Genomic DNA, 17,485 nt, shown 5'->3' with positions numbered 1-17,485 from the left:
CACACATTTTACAGATTTCTTACTTTACTCATTTTTTTAGAAATAATTTCACACCTTTGACATCCTGCCGGGACAATATTCTGTTACATAAGCATATGACTTATTTATTCTATTTTATGTATAGCAAAACTCTACTTTATCTATTCTTTTTGTCACTAGTTTTTAGCGCATGTTCTTCTTCTGGCAGTACGGATGAAGGACCTAAAATTTTGCCTGGTAGCTGGAGAGCAGAGCTGGATATTCAAGGTCAAATACTGCCTTTTACTTTTGAGCTTACCGAAGTAGACAGCATGGCGTATAAGGTTCACCTAATCAATGGTGAAGAAAGACTTTTGATAGACGAAGTGAACATAGAAGGAGACTCTCTGATCATGCCCATGAGTTTTTTTGATACCCAGATCAGAGCGAAGATTGAAGGGGAGAAGCTCAGCGGTGTTTTCATTAAAAATTACGCAGAAGGTTACCGCCTGCCTTTCACAGCTACGCATGGCGATGACTACCGTTTCATCCAAAGTAGTAAGCCGGAAGCAAAAGATTTTGATGGGAAGTGGGAGGTGCAGTTTGAAGGTGACTCCATTCATTCTGTCGGTATCTTTGAGCAGCAAGGGAGTCAGGTGACAGGCTCATTCCTTACCGCTACCGGTGACTACCGTTTTCTGGAAGGAAATGTAGAAGGGAATACCATGATGCTGAGTACTTTTGATGGCGAGCATGCGTACCTCTTTGAAGCCCGCCTGCAGGGAGATGGTTCCCTGCAGGGTGACTACTGGTCGGGACAAAGTTACCATACTACCTGGACCGCTGAAAGAAATGAGGATGCCGAGTTGCCCGACCCGAATGAGCTTACTTATCTGAAAGAAGGCTATGACAAAGTAGCATTTACTTTTCCTAATCTGGAAGGTGAGCCTGTATCGCTCAGCGATGAGCAGTACCAGGGCAAGGTTGTGATCGTACAACTTTTCGGAACCTGGTGTCCTAACTGTATGGACGAAACCAAATTTTACGCAGACTGGTACCGCAAACATGAAAATGAGGATGTAGAAATCATCGGGCTGGCCTATGAACAGAAAGATGATTTTGAGTATGCCAGCAGCCGGGTTAAAAAAATGATTGACAAACTAGACGTCGGTTATGACTTTCTGATCGCTGGCACTTCGAGCAAAGAAGCAGCCAGCGAATCATTGCCTATGCTCAATCGCGTGATGTCTTTTCCTACCTCCATCTTTATTGACAAAAATGGACAGCTACGCAACATCCACACCGGCTTTAGTGGTCCCGGAACGGGCGTCTACTACGAACGTTTTGTAGAAGAATTTAATGAGCTGGTGGATAAGCTCCTCGCTGAAGAGGTTAATGTGTAAAGTAGCATATCAGTGAGCTACCGGATTATGAAATTCTGGTAGTTTTAAAAAGAAAGCAAAGCATAGCCTTTAAGCTGGTACTCGGTCAGGATGGTCATGGCAGAGATAGAAACTTTCACATCAGGATGCAGGGGTTCATCCGCAAAATTGCGCGCGATCAGAGACTGTCCGCATACATAGATTTCCACCCCGGCTTCTGTCAGCGCATGAATAAGACTGTCATTAGGATTGTCCACGCCAAAATGCTTTTGGTAAGCCTCATTACTCAGCACTGTAGGAGTAGCTAGGTTATGAATTACTGCTACAATTTTGATATTTTCCTGGGGGACACCTCCCTGCACATGCAGGTTTAAAGTACGTGCGATATTGATTAGAGAACGGTTCTCGCTCTCGGCAACTTCAGCACCTCCTTTTACATCAATCACCAGCTTATATTCTACATCAGGGTCAGGCCGTTTGTCAGCCTCAGGAATGTCATAAATCCCTCCAAAAGTTGGCACCGCTGGGTGTTGAGGTATTTGGGCATGGCTAGTGAAGCAGATTGCAATAAGAGTAAGAAGAAGAATCAGTGATCTAATCATATCATCATGTTTGGTCCAATGATACTAAACTTTAGCATAAATCACCTGCCTGATAAAGTTTTTTAAATACAAAACTATATAATAGTACAAGGACTATATGATAAAGTAAAATCTATACTTTTTTAATTATATAGATAGCTATTTTGTGAGCTTGATATTATTAAGAAATCACTCTCTCCTTTTCAACTATGGATTTACGGCTTCTCTTTTCTCTTGTGTTTGTTTTACTGCAAGTAACCTACGCTTATACTCAGAGAAATTTTAATGCACAAGAAGGGTTTTACATAAACTTAGATAATGATACCATTCATGGAAAAATACGTGCGTTAAATGATTTAAGTGAAGAATTACATTTTAGAAAAGAAAGTCAGAAGCGTTTTAAAGTTTTTGCTCCCACAGAGATAAAGGAATTCGGATTTAAGAGCGGAGGCCATTACGTTTCAAAAAATATAGCTTCTTCAGAAAAGAAGAACGTTAATTTATTCTTGAGCAGGCTCTTTACAGGCCAGGTTACTCTCTATCAGTATGATGACATCTTCTACGTACAGAAAGAAAACGAAGAACTCATTTTGTTAGAACAAAACAATACTGTAATAGACGAAAAATATGTTAGAGAAGATAAAAGATATCTGGGTATATTGAGGCTGCTCACCTTAGATTGCGAAAGCGTGCAGAAGTTAATAGAACGAGTAGATTTCAACGCTGATGATTTAACTGATTTTTTCATAGCATATCATCAATGTGTAGCACCCGAAAATGAAAGTACCCAAAACAAACGTACTTTAAAGGTAAAAAAAGGGATAAAGGCGGGAGCCTCCTTTTCCAAGGTTACATCTTATCGAGATGGGGTAACACCAAGCTACCCGGAATTTAAAGCCTTCAACCATTATACCGGAGGAATGTATCTTAACTTATCTTACAATGATAAAATATCAATACAACCGGAGGTACTTATTACTAAGAAAGAATCTAGCAATATATATAAACAATACTCGGTAGTTAATTTGCAGCTCCCGATTTCATTGTACTATACTTTCCCGACAGGAAAAACTAGACCATTTCTTTCCGTAGGTTATGTGTTTGGAAAGACTCTAAAAGATAATATAAAAGACCTGCGCTTTGACTATAAAATCAATAACTCTAAAAGCGAGTATGGATTCAGAGGAGGAGCAGGCTTATTGTTTCCCCTATCCGAAAAGCTTGATATAGGTATTGAATATACCTACGAACGCACTTTAACGAATGGAAGAGGATACGATGTACAGTTTGGGGTAAACACCAACAATATCATCCTATGTGCCAGTTTTTAATAAAAAAAGGCCCCCGAAGGAGCCTCTTTCATCTGCTTACCAATAAACTAACCTAACTGCCTAACTAATTTTACAATTTTATCCTGGGTTGCTTTGTCGGCATAATTTTTATCTTCTATTTTTCCTACCCTAATACTTTTGCTGTAAGCTTCAACTGCTTGTTCGGGAAGTTTATTCAATTCATAATATGATCCGAGCACTTTTAGATTGTAAGAAGTCTCTTTAATCTCTACTGACCTTTTAATCCATGCGGCAGCTTCCTTCAGGTTGACTCCTTTTTTGATACATTTTTCAGCAGCCTCTGCATAAGTATGCCAATCATCAGGGCTGGCCGCTTCTACTGCTTCACGAGCTTTTTCCGTAGTCTTGTCTACATCTATTGCCGCGAACGCATTTACATTTACTACTATGGCTACTAAAGCTAGGATTAGGGTTTTGGTAACTGATTTCATGTCTTTCAAAATTTGGGTTAAAAAAAGTTAATGTTGTTTGATAAGGCTATTGACCAACGCTATGCCAAAAACATACTTAATTGATAATCAAATACTTATGGATAAAGGGTAAATATTCAACTGTCCTCTGGCGAACACCCTTGTCACAGGAGCGAACACAATTACTCTTTTCGCCCCCTTGGAAAGACCAATCCCGGAAGTACAATTTTCTTTTTGCGCTAAAATGTTAATTTTGTAGTAGGCAAACTTATTTAGACTTAAGCAATAACAGCACAAGTTGGAGGCCTAGCTGTGGAGGACTACATGGACGTAAACACAATACTCAGAACACAATATGAGCTCAAGGAGCTTGAACTGAATTCTTTATTGGAGGTAACGCAGGCTATCAACAACAACCTATCTGAAGATTCCCTTTATAAAATTTTCAATTTTACACTGCGTGCCAACCTAAATATCCAGAAGCTTGCGCTTTATGTATTAATGGAGGAGGAGCGTGATGCCGATCGTTGGGAGTGTAAAACGAATTTCGGAACTGAAATCAGTTTCACCAACATCATGCTTAATGAGCATTTTCTGCCTATCAAACAAATCACCAAGGTAGAAGAACTCGAGGACCCCGGCTTTTTTGATGAGTTTGATATCGTTATCCCGGTGTCTCACAAAAACAGTGTGCTTGCCCTGGTATTCTTGGGTGGCTTACAAAAAGAAATTGACGGACAGCAAACTGAGATTGGGACCACTTTTATCCAGGCGCTAAGCAATATTATCATCGTAGCTATTGAAAACAAAAAACTGGCCCGCCGCCAACTGGCACAGGAAGCCATGCGTAAGGAAATGGAGATTGCCCGTCAGGTGCAACAATTTTTGTTTCCTAAAGAGCTTCCTCAACATGAGGGGCTGCAGGTAGAAGCCAGTTATATGCCTCATCACTCTGTGGGTGGTGATTATTATGACTTTATTAAACTTACGGCCAATCACTCTCTTTTCTGCATAGCTGATGTTTCGGGTAAAGGGGTCCCCGCAGCAATTTTGATGTCTAACTTTCAGGCCGCCCTACGCACCATCGTTCGGCAAACCATGAATCTGAAAGAGGTAATTCCTGAACTCAACTACCAGGTATTGCAAAGCGCCAATGGTGAAAACTTCATCACATTTTTTATTGCCATTTACGATCAGCAAGCAAAGCAGCTACGCTACGTTAATGCTGGCCATACCCCTCCCATGTTAATTAATGAAAGCAAGAAAATTCAGTTGATGGACCAGGGTACAGTCATGCTGGGAAGTTTTCATCCGCTTCCTTTTCTCAATGAAGGATTGTTAGAAGACATTGACAATTTTATGCTCTTTGCGTACACTGACGGCCTTACTGAAACTTTCAACCAGCATGATGAGGAGTATGGCATGGAAAGACTAGAGAAGTTTCTTGTAAGACATGCTGACCTGAACCTGCCTGACATTCACCGTTATCTTTTCAAAGAGTTGGATGAATACAGTGGTGGCAATGAATACCATGATGACATCACTTTCATGTCGGTCATGGTGAACAACAAATTTGATGGAGGGGCTTTATAAGATCGGATGAGTACATATGAATTTTTTCAAAACACCGTCATTGCTCAAGTTGCTCTACTCAGATCTGCTGTGGGACTATAAGAAAGAAAATGGCAAACAAATATTCCTAACCTTTGATGATGGTCCTATTCCCGAAGTCACCCCTATTGTGTTGGATACTTTGAAAGATTTCGGGGCCAAAGCAACTTTCTTTTGTGTAGGAGAAAATATTGATCGCTATCCACAGGTCTACCAGCAAATCCTGGATGCCGGTCACCGCACCGGGAATCACACCTACAACCATCTGAACGGATGGAAAACTGAAAACACGCATTACCTTGAAAATGTAACATATTGCAGACAGAGCCAGGAACAATATTCTCATGAATCGGAGAAACCACTATTTCGACCTCCATACGGTAAAATCAAACGCTCCCAGATAAAGCTGCTAAAAAATGAGTATCAAATTGTGATGTGGGATATTCTGGCAGGTGACTTTGATCCGGATTTTTCAGCAGAAAAATGCTTACAGAAATGTATTCATCACAGCAAACACGGTACCATCATTATTTTCCACGATAGTCATAAAGCAGCAAAAAACTTAAAATATGTGCTCCCTCGCTACCTGGCTCACTTTTCTGAGGCAGGCTTTCAGTTTTCCGCACTGTGATTGATATTATCATTATATCAGCCATTTGTATGGCCGCATTTACGATAGTGGCTGATCTACTCTTGCTATTTTTCTGGAGATTCAACTTCCGTAGCTATGAAGGCAACGAAAACCAGCAAACCTATACAAAAACTCATTCGGAACTCCTCCCCATGCTACGTCCTAAGCTAGTAGAGTATCCTAAAGTGGCAGTGCTGCTGGCAGTAAGAAACGAAGAAAAACTACTGCCTTCGTGCTTAGATAGCCTTCTGGCTTCAGATTACCCCGCAGATAAGTTAAGCATCTGGATAGGTAATGATGCCTCAGAAGATGAAACACTAGCCATTGCCCGGGCTTATCAAAAGAAAGAATCACGCGTACTTCTCATAGATATCAAAGCAAGAGTAGGAGAAGCAAAAGCCAAAGCCAATGTAGTGGCCCAATTGGTCCTGGCAGTAGAACAACAGACTGATCCCCCTCAGCTCTTACTTGTCACCGATGCAGATATGCAGGTACAACCTAATTGGATAAGAGGCATGGTACGAAGCTGGCAAGCCCTGCCTAAGAAGAAGGAAGTAGGAGTAGTTACAGGCATTACGCTGGTTGACAGCAGTACAGTCTGGGGACAACTTCAACGCATTGACTGGCTCTTTGCTTTAGGCATGGTAAAAGTAGCCAGCGACTGGGGAATGCCTATTGCTACTATGGGGAATAACAAAATGATGTATCTGCCAGCTTATCGTGCTACCGGAGGCTATGAGAACCTACCTTTTTCCATCACCGAAGATTTTCAGATATTACACCAAATTACCAGTAATGGATATGGCTTCAGGAATGTGGTAGCATCACAAGTGGTAGCTTTTACCCAACCTATGACTTCATGGAGTGAGCTGTTACAACAGCGTAAACGTTGGATGCATGGGGCTATCCGGCTACCACTTCCCATTCTTGGCATACTTTTTCTACAGGCGCTGTTTTTTCCGCTGGTCATCATTTTACTTTTTTTTCACCCCTTAGCAACTCTGGGACTATGGTTGTTGAAAGGGTGTTTACAAGGTCTTTTTATTTTGGCGGTAGAAAGAAAATTAAGGTTAAGCAAGAAACCCAAAAAAAAGCTGATACGTTATCTTGCACTCTATGACCTATATGCAGCAGTACTGACACTGCTTACCCTTGCCATATATTTTCTGCCTATCAAAACAAGATGGAAAGGAAGAAAGTATTAAAATGTATAGCATAATAAAAAGATGATCTGTTGACTTCTCACCGATTCCTTTATTGGTTTGCATGCCTGGAGAAAACTGCAATGTTCACTTCCAAATTTACTAAACCGTAATCATTATGACCTTCATTGATACCCACGCCCATATTTATGACGAAAAGTTTAAAGATGACATCGAGGATGTACTGGAAAGATGCCGGGAAGAGGGTGTAGAGAAGATTTACATGCCTAATATAGACCATACTTCTATAGATGGTATGCTGGAACTGGAAAACCGTAACCCTGAACAGTGTATTCCTATGATGGGACTACACCCTACGTCTGTAAAAAAAGACTTTGAAAAAGAGCTGTACCGTGTAGAAGAGTGGCTAAGCAAACGCCCTTTTGCTGCCCTGGGCGAAATCGGGCTGGATTACTACTGGGACACCAGCTTTGCCGAGCAGCAGCAGGAAGCTTTTAAAATACAGATTGAATGGGCCAAGCAATATCAGCTGCCTATTGTCATCCACACGCGGGACTCGTTTGAAGATAGCATACGGCTGGTGGAAGAATTACATGATGAAAAGCTGAGAGGCATATTTCATTGCTTTACCGGTAGTGTAGAAGATGCGAAGCGTATTAAAGATGTAGGTTTTCTGGTGGGCCTGGGAGGAGTATCTACTTTTAAAAACGCAAAAATGGACGAAGTTATTCCCGACATTGCTTTGGATCAGATCGTATTAGAAACTGACAGTCCTTACCTGGCTCCGGTACCCAAAAGAGGAAAGCGCAATGAACCTACTTACATCCCTCTGATCGCAAACAAAATCGCCGAGTATCGTAAAATGGAGTTAGAAACACTCGCAAGTAGCACAACTTCTAATGCACTTTCGTTATTTAATTCATTTTAATTGTATTTTCGCTTTCTTCTAGTATCCGAATATGGAAAGACAGAATTACAAAATAGTCAACATTAATACGGCCTCACCTGATAAACCCATGTCTGCTGTACTTATTATTTATACGGGAGGCACCCTGGGAATGTCTTATGATGAGCGTGGTTCGCTGATGCCTTTCAATTTTTCCAGAATTGTAGAGAAAGTCCCTTCTATTCAAGGCTTCAATATTCATATTACTGTCATTTCTTTTCCAGAGCTGGTAGACTCTGCTAATATACGCCCTATTCACTGGGTTGATATGGCTTATATTATTTATGAAAACTACCGCCGCTATGATGGTTTTGTAGTGATACATGGTACTGATACTATGGCTTATAGCGCTTCGGCACTCAGCTATATGCTGGAAGGGCTGAATAAGCCGGTAATCTTTACCGGTGCCCAGCTACCCATTGGCTCTAAAAGGTCTGATGCCCACGAAAACTTTATTACCGCCCTTGAGATCGCCAGTGAGTACCGTGATGGCAAGCCTGTAGTTCCGGAGGTCTGCATCTACTTTGGTAACCTCCTTTTGAGAGGAAACCGCAGCAGTAAAAGGCAGAGTATTCATTTTGATGCATTTGAGTCAGAGAACTACCCTATCCTGGGCGAAGCAGGTGTAGTGATTGACTACAATAAGTCTGCTATTAAAGCCTACGAAGCAGGACGAAAATTGGTCTACCATAATAAACTGGATTCCAATGTCGCTATTCTCAAGCTCTTTCCCGGAATTAGCAGGCGTGTAGTAGAGAGTATTTTACAGATTCCGGATATTAAGGGAGTGGTGCTTGAAACTTTTGGGTCAGGCAATGCACCTACCGATACTTTTATGCTGGATAGTCTCTCTGACGCAATTGACCGTGGGGTGATTATTCTTAATATTTCACAATGCAGCGGAGGCCGGGTGATACAGGGGAGATACCAAACCAGCAGAAGCTTGGATGACATCGGAGTTATAAGCGGTAAAGACATGACGACAGAGGCGGCTGTTACGAAGATGATGTTCCTGCTGGGCAAGGAGTCAGACTCACAGGAAGTCAAGCGTTTGCTTCCTCTTCCTATCTGTGGAGAAACTTATTAAAATACAATTGAATTACAATCACTTTACCCTCTTGTACAAAAAAAAACTTACAATAAATGACAAAATTATTAGTAAGTTTAATGCTTGATTCTATATTTATTGACAATTGTTTAAGTTAATACACATAATTTTACAGTTTGTTGATGTAGAAGCACAGGTGAAATTAACTGTATTTAATATAACCTTATTTTTCCATACGATTTGATCTTAAAACTTGCATATAGCATATATTATTGATTTATTTGTAGGTAACACTATTTATAAGAAAAGTACAGTTCTAGCTTAGTTTATAGCTTTTTGGAGAGGTGACCGAGCGGTCGAAGGTGCTCGCCTGGAAAGTGAGTGTGCCCCCACCGGGGTACCGCGGGTTCGAATCCCGCCCTCTCCGCCACCATATATGTTTTTAATTTTGACCTATAAATCTTTAACTAACTTTATTTAATCACTACAACAGACTACTAAACACGTTATGAAAAAGTTATTCGCTTTATTATTAGTAACTGGCATCCTGACCTTCAGTGATTCTCAACTACTTTTAGCTCAGGATCAGATGGACGCTGACACCACGGAGATGGCAGAGGATACAACCGCTGCTGCTATGGAAGAACCTATGGAAGAAGAGCCTGCTCCCGCTGCTACCTCAGCTATGGATGAAGACCTGGTAGATGACATGGATGAGCAAACTTTCCATCAGGCTGTAAAAGAAAAGTTTATTGAGGGAGACTGGCAATTTATGAGTCCGGTACTGATCTGTCTGATTCTTGGTCTGGCAATCGCTATTGAGAGAATTATTACCTTGAACCTGGCGACTACAAATACCAAGAAGCTTTTAGCAAAAGTAGAGGATGCGCTAAATACTGGTGGCGTTGAAGCAGCTAAAGATGTGACTAAAAACACTCGCGGACCAGTAGCCTCTATCTTTACACAAGGTCTGATGAGAATGTCAGAAGGTATTGATATGGTAGAGAAGTCTATTATTGCCTATGGCTCAGTGGAAATGGGACGTCTTGAAAAAGGATTAGTTTGGATATCTCTTTTCATCGCCATTGCCCCAATGCTTGGTTTCATGGGTACGGTAATCGGTATGATTGGTGCTTTTGATGCTATTGAAGCAGCTGGTGATATCTCTCCTTCACTTGTGGCCGGTGGTATCAAAATCGCCCTGTTAACAACTGTTGCTGGTTTGATCGTAGCGATCATCCTACAATTGTTCTACAACTACTGCGTTTCTAAAATTGATGGCTTGGTAAACTCAATGGAAGATGCTTCTATTGCTTTGGTTGACTTACTTGTTAAGCACAAATTGTCTGCTGGAAGCACCAGTGCAAGAGTTGAGAAGTAATTTGATCGTTCAAAACAAGCAAACAATTTGATATGGAACAGTTTATTGCATCATACGGTTTATATGCCGCATATATCTTGGCAGGCCTGGCGCTCTTATTGGCTATTGTACTGCCTCTGATCAATGCTATATCTAATCCCAAAACACTCTTAGGTACTGTGGTTGGATTAGTAGGCATCGCAATCGTTTTCTTCATCGGATATTCATTGTCTACTAATGAAGTCACTACGGTTTATACCAAGTTTGGTATTACGGAATCTTCTTCAAAGATTGTCGGTGGCGCGCTCATCACTATGTATATATTGGTGATCATCGCCCTGGTAAGCATTGTTTTTACAGAAGTAACTAAAATTTTCAAGTGATATGGCTAGAAAGAAAAGAGGTGCAGCGGAAGTAAATGCCGGCTCTATGGCTGACATTGCTTTCCTTCTGCTAATATTCTTCCTGGTAACCACTACTATTGCATCTGATAAGGGGTTGGCACTTCGCCTTCCCCCTAAGCCTGACCCTAATGAGCCTCCTCCTGAAGTAAAGTTTAATGAGCGAAATCTCTTTAAAGTACTGCTTAACTCTCAGGATCTAATGCTTGTAGAGGGAGAGCCTATGGATGACGTAGGAATGCTTAAGGAAAAAGTGAAGGATTTTGTGCTTAATTATGGTAACAACCCTGACCTTTCTGAAAGTCCTACAGACGCGGTAGTTTCATTTAAAACTGACCGTGGTACCGGGTACGAGAAATTTATTACGGTATATGATGAACTTAAAGGGGCGTATTATGAGATCTATGCTGCAGAGCTGGGCATCACTCCTGAATTAGTTCGTAATATTAACGATGCTGAACCCAGCGTACAGGCGCGTTATGACGAACTAAGAAAAGAGATCCCTATGCAGATCTCAATTGCAGAACCCAGTAAAGCAGGAGGAGGTAACTAATATGTCAAAGTTTAAGAAAAAAACATCTGCCAGTCAGGATATCCCTACTTCAGCATTGCCGGATATCATTTTTATGCTGTTGTTCTTCTTTATGGTGACGACAGTGTTGAGAGAGACTGATTTATTGGTATTACAACGTATCCCTCAGGCGGAGCAACTTAGTAAAATTGAGAAAAAATCTCTCGTAAGTTATATTTACATAGGTAAGCCTAAGGAAATTGAGCGGTATGGTTCTGAGCCTAAGATTCAGGTAAATGATGTATTGATTGAACCTGAAGGAATCGTTCAGTTTGTTAACCAGGAGAAAGACAAGCTTAGCGAAGCAGAAAGAGATCAGATTACCATGGCGATGAAAGTAGATAGAGAAGCCAAAATGGGAATCGTTTCTGACGTTCAGCAAGAGCTTAGAAATGCAAACGCCCTCAAGGTGCTTTATACTACTACACCTGAGGCCAACGTTCAGTTGTAAATATTTACACTATACAACCTGATAAGCCATTCGGTTCTCCGGATGGCTTTTTTTATTGCTCTGGCAGAGAAAAGATTAGTATATCAATAAAAAAGAAGCGTCTACATCAGGACCGTTGTCAAAGGACATCAGCAAATAGCCAGTTGATCATTAATAATACAGTGAGTAAGTAGACAATACATACAGGTAATCCTATTCTCATAAAATCCTTGAAAGTATATCCACCCGGACCATATACGATCAGATTGGTCTGATACCCGATAGGCGTCAGGAAGGCCGCTGAAGCGGCATAGGCGATTCCCAGATAAAAAGGCATACCATCAACGCCCAAACTATTACTAATAGAATATGCTAAGGGAAAAGTAATAGACACTGCGCCTACATTGGTGATAAAAGAAGTAAGTATGGTGGTGATGACTAACAGGCTAGCCAGAATTCCCATAGTGCCAAATCCCTGTGTCAGATTTAGAAGACCTGTGGCAATAAGGTCGCCACTACCCGTTTTAATCATAGCCTGACCAATAGCCAGCGAAAATACCAGGATTGAAATCATATTGATATCAATCTCATTTTTGATATCATTGATAGAAACCATCCTTAGGGCTATCATGATGGCAAAAATGATTAATAAGGAAACAAACAGCGTAAAATAACCGAAGACTACCATCGCAATGGCAGCAAGTGCTACGATCAGAAATGATGTAACCTTCCTCCTGTTAGGCCTGAGAAACTCTTTTACCTGAGAGACGATAAATATATCGCGGTACAGATCAACTCTATCTTTAAACTCTTTTCCGGCATACAGCAGCAATAAATCCCCCTGGCTCAATTGTATGTCTCCTATTTTTCCACTCAGTCGCTCACCATTTCTGTGTATCGCCACAATTGCTGCATCATAGCGCTTACGAAACTTCATTTCTTTAGGAGTATGTCCTACAAGGCTGGAATTTGTTCCCACTACAGCCTCCATAATATTTACTTTGTCCTCATTACGGGTATCGGCAGGCTTGGGTAAAACCAGTCCTCGCCCATTGTTTAGGAGCTCTACGATATTCTCTGTATCCCCGGCAAAAATTAAAACATCATTCTCTACTATTTTTTCGGTAGGCTCTACCGGAGATAAGGTTTCTTCACTACGAATAATCTCAACCAGGTAAACCCCTTTAAGGCTTCTCAGTCCTGCTTCTACGATAGTTTTACCTCTTAAAGGAGAATTATGCTCAAGTATCGTCTCTACCAGATACTCACGCTTATTCTTACTAAAGCTTTCCAGTATATCTTTGTTGTCCGGCAGAAGCCTGTGGCCTACAATACCAATAAGTAAAATACCAGTAAAACAAACTGCACCACCAATATAAAGCAGGTCTATAGCATTTAAGTAGGCAATGTTGTAATCCAGCATAAAGCCATTAAGTACCAATGTAGTTGAGGTTCCGATTATGGTAAGCATCCCCCCCATAATGGTTGCGTATGACAAAGGAATCAGTAGTTTGGAAGGAGATATGTTGTTTCGTTTACCCCAGTTAAATACATATGGGGTCATGAGAGCAACGATAGGGGTATTATTAATAAAAGATGAAAATACGGCTACTTGTATCATCATTCTGAATAAAAAAGAACGATAGCTAAGTACAGCATGCCTTCTTCCAAATTTGTAAATGCTTTCAATAACCGCTTCTACCTGAAAATTTTTACGAAGTGCAGCGCTAATGAGGATGAGCAAAACGATGCTGCCGATAGACTGATTAGAAAAACCGGAGAGCATCTCCTCAGGGGTAATGATACTAAGAATAACAAATACAAGCACTGTGAGCAAAAAACCCAGTGAAGGCCTGATCCATTCTCTGTAGATGCAAACGAATAATACAAGAATACCCCCTAATACAATGAACTGCTGCCATGCAATTGGTAACATAAATCTATAGCTATACTAGACTAATAGGAAAATTAATTTACTGACTTTACTCAAAACGAAGATGTTTTACAGATTCTCCGGAGTTAATGAGCTCCAGAAGTGCATCAATACCAATCTGCACATGTTTGGCGGCAAAACGGCTGGTCACTTCAGCGTCACTTTTTTCTGTTTTTACTCCTTCCGCAATCATAGGCAAATCTGATACCAGGAGCAAAGCTCCGTGAGGAATTTTATTCATAAAGCCAACAATAAACAAGGTAGCCGTTTCCATATCGATTCCCAGCGCCCTAATTTTTTTTAAGTATTTTTTAAAACCTTTATCGTGCTCCCATACCCGGCGGTTGGTAGTATAAATGGTTCCCGTCCAGTAATCTAACTGGTGTTTTTTGATCATGGAAGAGACTGCGCGTTGCAGTCGGAACGAGGGTAGGGCAGGAACCTCAGGAGGCATATAGTCATCGCTGGTACCTTCACCGCGAATGGCAGCGATAGGAAGGATCAAGTCACCGACTTGTGTTTTTTTTAGCCCACCACACTTGCCCAAAAAAAGCGCAGCTGCAGGCTTGATCGCTGACAATAAATCCATCACCGTTGCCGCATTGGCACTTCCCATGCCAAAGTTGATCATGGTAATATTATTAGCAGTAGCGGTCTGCATAGGGCGGCCAATGCCTTTAATTTCCACATTAAACTGGGTGGCAAACATCTCTACATAATTAAAAAAATTGGTAAGGAGAATATACTCACCAAACGCATCCAGGGCCGTACCAGTGTAGCGGGGGAGCCAATCCTGAACTATTGCTTGTTTATCTTTCATATCTCTCTTTTATGAGAAAAAATATATCCATAGATTTAACTTATGGTAAACCTCAATTTACCTTCCTACGACTACAAAGTACAAAAAGTAGGAGGAAAAGCTGTTATCTATGACATTATCAGAAGAAAATATGTAGCCCTCACACCAGAAGAATGGGTGCGACAGCATCTGATACACTTCCTGATCAACCATTTGTCTTTTCCCAAGGCATTAATCAAGGTAGAGGGAGGATTAATGTACAACAAGCTGGCCAAAAGAACAGATGCAGTAGTATTTGACAGGCAGGGAAAACCATTACTTCTTCTGGAATGTAAGTCTTTTAAAGTGCCGATTGATCAAAGGGTATTTGAACAGTCTTCTATTTATAATGGCACATTGAAAGCTTCTTATCTACTATTGTCTAATGGATTGGAACATTACTGCTGCCAGATAGATCATCAGAGAAAATCGTTTTCTTTTATGGATACGCTTCCTGATTTTGAGGAAATCTGCACCACATAAAAAAAGCAGGGACAAACTCCCTGCCTTCTCATTGTACATTCATTAATTCAGCTAAACGGTAGCCTTCTCAATATATTTTTCCACTTCTACAAAAGGCATGTTAAAAGCTTCCGCTACGCTTTGGTATACTACATCTCCTTTCACGACATTTAGACCTTTCTTTAGAGGCTCCATTGTGGCACAAGCTTTTTCCCACCCCAGATTTGCCAGTTGAATAGCATAAGGCAGAGTAGCGTTGTTAAGTGCGATGGTAGAAGTATAAGGCACTGCCCCAGGCATATTGGCTACACAATAGTGAACGACATCGTCAATGATAAATGTCGGCTTTTCATGTGTTGTAGGCGTACAGGTTTCAATACATCCCCCCTGATCCACCGCTACGTCAACCAATACGGCACCGGGCTGCATATCTTTGAGCATATCTCTGGTGATCAGCTTGGGCGCCTTAGCCCCGGGAATAAGCACCGCTCCGACGATCAAATCTACCTGCCCGAGCATAGCCCTAATATTGTATTCGTTAGACATCATGGTAGAAACATTGGCAGGCAGAATATCAGACAGATAGCGAAGACGGTTGAGATTAGTATCCATGATGGTAACGTCTGCACCCAGCCCGGCAGCCATCTTAGCTGCTTGCATGCCTACAATACCCCCTCCTAAAATGAGTACTTTCGCCGGCCTTACACCAGGCACACCTCCCAGTAAAATTCCACGGCCTTTGAGTGGTTTTTCCAGGTATTTGGCCCCCTGCTGAATGGCCATGCGACCGGCTACCTCTGACATGGGAACTAACAAAGGCAAGCTACGATCCGGTAACTCCACTGTTTCATAAGCCAGACAAATAGCCCCAGTTTCAATCATGGCTTTGGTCAGCGCTTCACTGGAAGCAAAGTGAAAATAAGTGAATACCAATTGATCTTTTTTGATCAACTTATATTCAGGTTCTATAGGCTCTTTGACTTTGATAATCATCTCAGCCTCTCCATATACTGACGCTATATCCGGTAGTATACTTGCACCCGCTTCTTCGTACAGCTCATCCGTAAAACCACTACCCTCACCAGCAGTACGCTGTACTTTAACAGTATGCCCTAATTTTGTCAGTTCTTTTACACCGGCTGGCGTCAAACCTACGCGGTTTTCATTATTTTTAATTTCCTTAGGAACTCCAACAATCATTACATTATCAGTTTAACTATCTCACAAACACATTTAAATGACATCTTAAAATCAGGCTGCAAATATACAGTTTGCTATGATGTAAATTATCATATACGCTGTAAAATCATGCTACCATAAATGAAAAAGCCCGCACATAGCGGGCTGTTATCAATATTGGGTTCAATATTATTCTTGTTTAAGAATTACGCCATCGGCAACAAAAGAAAGGCGCATTTCCGGCTCTGTGATGGCATTAATTTCTTCCTGGGATTTGCCGGCGTCTTCTGCATAATGACGTAAAGTCTCTACAGGAACCTCATCAAAATAGGCTCGGCCTTCTACTATGGCTGTTTTGCCACTCGCATTTTTAGGCACAAAAAAACCATAATCCTTGAAGCGAACCATTACTTCTTCACCATTCTCAAGATCAAGTGTCATCCAGCAGCCTTTCACCTGACAAACATCATTAACTTTGGCAGAAAGTTTAACCTCCTGTTCTATCTTACCATCCATTTCCTGAATAAATTCGGCAGGCTGAAGAGCACCTTCATCCAGGATTTCAGTACCGAAATTTTCAGCTTTCTGAGCTGTTGCTGCCAATACAGGAAACAGTAGTAAGTTTAACACAATCAGATATTTGTACATATTCGTAAAATTTGAAGTTTTCATTCTGCAATTTGCAATATGCTACCATCCCCAAGTTCCCTGTCCACCCTTAAATGGCCCTACAATATCTTTTGTAATCCAACCTCCGTAGAAGTCTCCTTCCTGCGGCTGCACTTTTTCATCAGCTACATAACAGGCATCCATCTTGGAAGGATAAAAAGCCACATAATCCTTTAACGATGCAAAGCGCTCAGTTGGTTCAGGATAATACCATCCGGCATGCTCAACTTTCTTACCATTTACCTCCAGCGAATAGTACTTAGCCATACCTTTGAATTCACAGAAGCTACTATGGGAATCAGGTTTTAAAAAATCATTATTTATGTCTTCCGGTGGAATATAATATACCGGAGGATGACTGGTTTCCAGCACCCGCCTGGCACGATTACTATCAGCTATCACTTCTCCATTAAAAACTACTCGCACATGTTTGCTGGTATCTTCTAATCTTGGCGGACGCGGATAATCCCAGACAGACTCCTGTCCTGCTTTGGGCTGTATTTTTTTCATGGCAGTTGACTTTTTACATCAACTGCCAATATATCTTGAATGTTCTGGTT

The 17,485-nt window shown here is 41.2% G+C and carries 19 protein-coding genes and 1 tRNA gene; 13 read left to right on the top strand and 7 right to left on the bottom strand.

The genetic code is table 11. The features are described 5' to 3' along the window. Positions 1–149: 149 nt before the first annotated feature. Positions 150–1,361: a peroxiredoxin family protein gene (locus OKW21_RS31440; RefSeq protein ID WP_277487544.1), complete on the top strand. Its 1,212-nt coding sequence runs from the start codon at positions 150–152 to the stop codon at positions 1,359–1,361. A 44-nt stretch (positions 1,362–1,405) separates the two neighbouring features. Here OKW21_RS31440 and OKW21_RS31435 read toward each other — a convergent pair whose 3' ends face one another. Then, a complete protein-coding gene (locus tag OKW21_RS31435; protein WP_277487543.1) occupies positions 1,406–1,942 on the bottom strand; it encodes a DsrE family protein in 537 nt (178 codons plus the stop codon). A gap of 188 nt (positions 1,943–2,130) precedes the next feature. Here OKW21_RS31435 and OKW21_RS31430 point away from each other — a divergent pair, with 188 nt between their 5' ends. Then, positions 2,131–3,252, top strand: coding sequence for an outer membrane beta-barrel protein (locus OKW21_RS31430; protein WP_277487540.1), 1,122 nt, complete (start codon positions 2,131–2,133; stop codon positions 3,250–3,252). 47 nt (positions 3,253–3,299) lie between these two features. Here OKW21_RS31430 and OKW21_RS31425 read toward each other — a convergent pair whose 3' ends face one another. Next, positions 3,300–3,704 carry a hypothetical protein gene (locus OKW21_RS31425; RefSeq protein WP_277487537.1) on the bottom strand — a complete coding sequence of 135 codons (405 nt, stop codon included), beginning with the start codon at positions 3,702–3,704 and terminating at the stop codon, positions 3,300–3,302. A gap of 303 nt (positions 3,705–4,007) precedes the next feature. Between OKW21_RS31425 and OKW21_RS31420 the strand changes: the two genes are divergently transcribed. From OKW21_RS31420 to OKW21_RS31375, 10 genes are all read left to right on the top strand, one after another. After that, the gene (locus OKW21_RS31420; RefSeq protein WP_277487536.1) at positions 4,008–5,276 is read left to right on the top strand and encodes a PP2C family protein-serine/threonine phosphatase; all 1,269 of its coding nucleotides are present in this window, start codon (positions 4,008–4,010) and stop codon (positions 5,274–5,276) included. Between the two features lie 16 nt (positions 5,277–5,292). Beyond that, on the top strand, positions 5,293–5,925 hold the full coding sequence (locus tag OKW21_RS31415) for a polysaccharide deacetylase family protein (protein ID WP_277487535.1): 633 nt from the start codon (positions 5,293–5,295) through the stop codon (positions 5,923–5,925). 29 nt (positions 5,926–5,954) lie between these two features. Continuing rightward, complete coding sequence (locus OKW21_RS31410; RefSeq protein ID WP_277487534.1) at positions 5,955–7,130, top strand: glycosyltransferase; 1,176 nt, start codon at positions 5,955–5,957, stop codon at positions 7,128–7,130. Positions 7,131–7,245: 115 nt separating this feature from the next. Then, positions 7,246–8,016 (top strand): TatD family hydrolase, encoded by a 771-nt coding sequence (locus tag OKW21_RS31405; RefSeq protein WP_277487532.1) that lies wholly within the window; start codon positions 7,246–7,248, stop codon positions 8,014–8,016. A 31-nt stretch (positions 8,017–8,047) separates the two neighbouring features. After that, positions 8,048–9,121 (top strand): asparaginase, encoded by a 1,074-nt coding sequence (locus OKW21_RS31400; protein WP_277487529.1) that lies wholly within the window; start codon positions 8,048–8,050, stop codon positions 9,119–9,121. Between the two features lie 299 nt (positions 9,122–9,420). Next, positions 9,421–9,512: transfer RNA gene (locus tag OKW21_RS31395), tRNA-Ser, on the top strand. A gap of 78 nt (positions 9,513–9,590) precedes the next feature. After that, positions 9,591–10,463, top strand: coding sequence for a MotA/TolQ/ExbB proton channel family protein (locus OKW21_RS31390; RefSeq protein WP_277487526.1), 873 nt, complete (start codon positions 9,591–9,593; stop codon positions 10,461–10,463). Between the two features lie 32 nt (positions 10,464–10,495). Continuing rightward, a complete protein-coding gene (locus OKW21_RS31385; protein ID WP_277487525.1) occupies positions 10,496–10,825 on the top strand; it encodes a hypothetical protein in 330 nt (109 codons plus the stop codon). A gap of 1 nt (position 10,826) precedes the next feature. Continuing rightward, complete coding sequence (locus OKW21_RS31380) at positions 10,827–11,396, top strand: ExbD/TolR family protein (protein ID WP_277487523.1); 570 nt, start codon at positions 10,827–10,829, stop codon at positions 11,394–11,396. Position 11,397: 1 nt separating this feature from the next. Then, positions 11,398–11,865, top strand: coding sequence for an ExbD/TolR family protein (locus OKW21_RS31375; protein ID WP_277487520.1), 468 nt, complete (start codon positions 11,398–11,400; stop codon positions 11,863–11,865). A gap of 118 nt (positions 11,866–11,983) precedes the next feature. On the opposite strand, the gene OKW21_RS31370 is transcribed toward OKW21_RS31375, so the two are convergent. After that, complete coding sequence (locus OKW21_RS31370; protein ID WP_277487518.1) at positions 11,984–13,780, bottom strand: SLC13 family permease; 1,797 nt, start codon at positions 13,778–13,780, stop codon at positions 11,984–11,986. A gap of 46 nt (positions 13,781–13,826) precedes the next feature. Further along, positions 13,827–14,597, bottom strand: coding sequence for an AMP nucleosidase (locus OKW21_RS31365; RefSeq protein WP_277487514.1), 771 nt, complete (start codon positions 14,595–14,597; stop codon positions 13,827–13,829). Between the two features lie 42 nt (positions 14,598–14,639). Between OKW21_RS31365 and OKW21_RS31360 the strand changes: the two genes are divergently transcribed. Next, on the top strand, positions 14,640–15,098 hold the full coding sequence (locus OKW21_RS31360; protein ID WP_277487513.1) for a type I restriction enzyme HsdR N-terminal domain-containing protein: 459 nt from the start codon (positions 14,640–14,642) through the stop codon (positions 15,096–15,098). A 51-nt stretch (positions 15,099–15,149) separates the two neighbouring features. On the opposite strand, the gene ald is transcribed toward OKW21_RS31360, so the two are convergent. The 3 genes from ald to OKW21_RS31345 all read right to left on the bottom strand — a co-directional run bounded on the left by ald (position 15,150) and on the right by OKW21_RS31345 (position 17,435). Beyond that, a complete protein-coding gene (ald, locus tag OKW21_RS31355; protein ID WP_277487512.1) occupies positions 15,150–16,277 on the bottom strand; it encodes an alanine dehydrogenase in 1,128 nt (375 codons plus the stop codon). Between the two features lie 168 nt (positions 16,278–16,445). Then, positions 16,446–16,904 (bottom strand): DUF4920 domain-containing protein, encoded by a 459-nt coding sequence (locus OKW21_RS31350; protein WP_277487510.1) that lies wholly within the window; start codon positions 16,902–16,904, stop codon positions 16,446–16,448. Between the two features lie 42 nt (positions 16,905–16,946). Next, positions 16,947–17,435, bottom strand: a complete 489-nt coding sequence (locus tag OKW21_RS31345) for a DUF427 domain-containing protein (RefSeq protein ID WP_277487509.1) — start codon at positions 17,433–17,435, stop codon at positions 16,947–16,949. Between the last annotated feature and the right edge of the window lie 50 nt (positions 17,436–17,485).

This window comes from Catalinimonas alkaloidigena (genome assembly GCF_029504655.1).
Taxonomy (GTDB): domain Bacteria; phylum Bacteroidota; class Bacteroidia; order Cytophagales; family Cyclobacteriaceae; genus Catalinimonas; species Catalinimonas alkaloidigena.
Note: the sequence above shows the minus strand (reverse complement) of the source record. Positions and strands in the feature narration are given on the sequence as shown.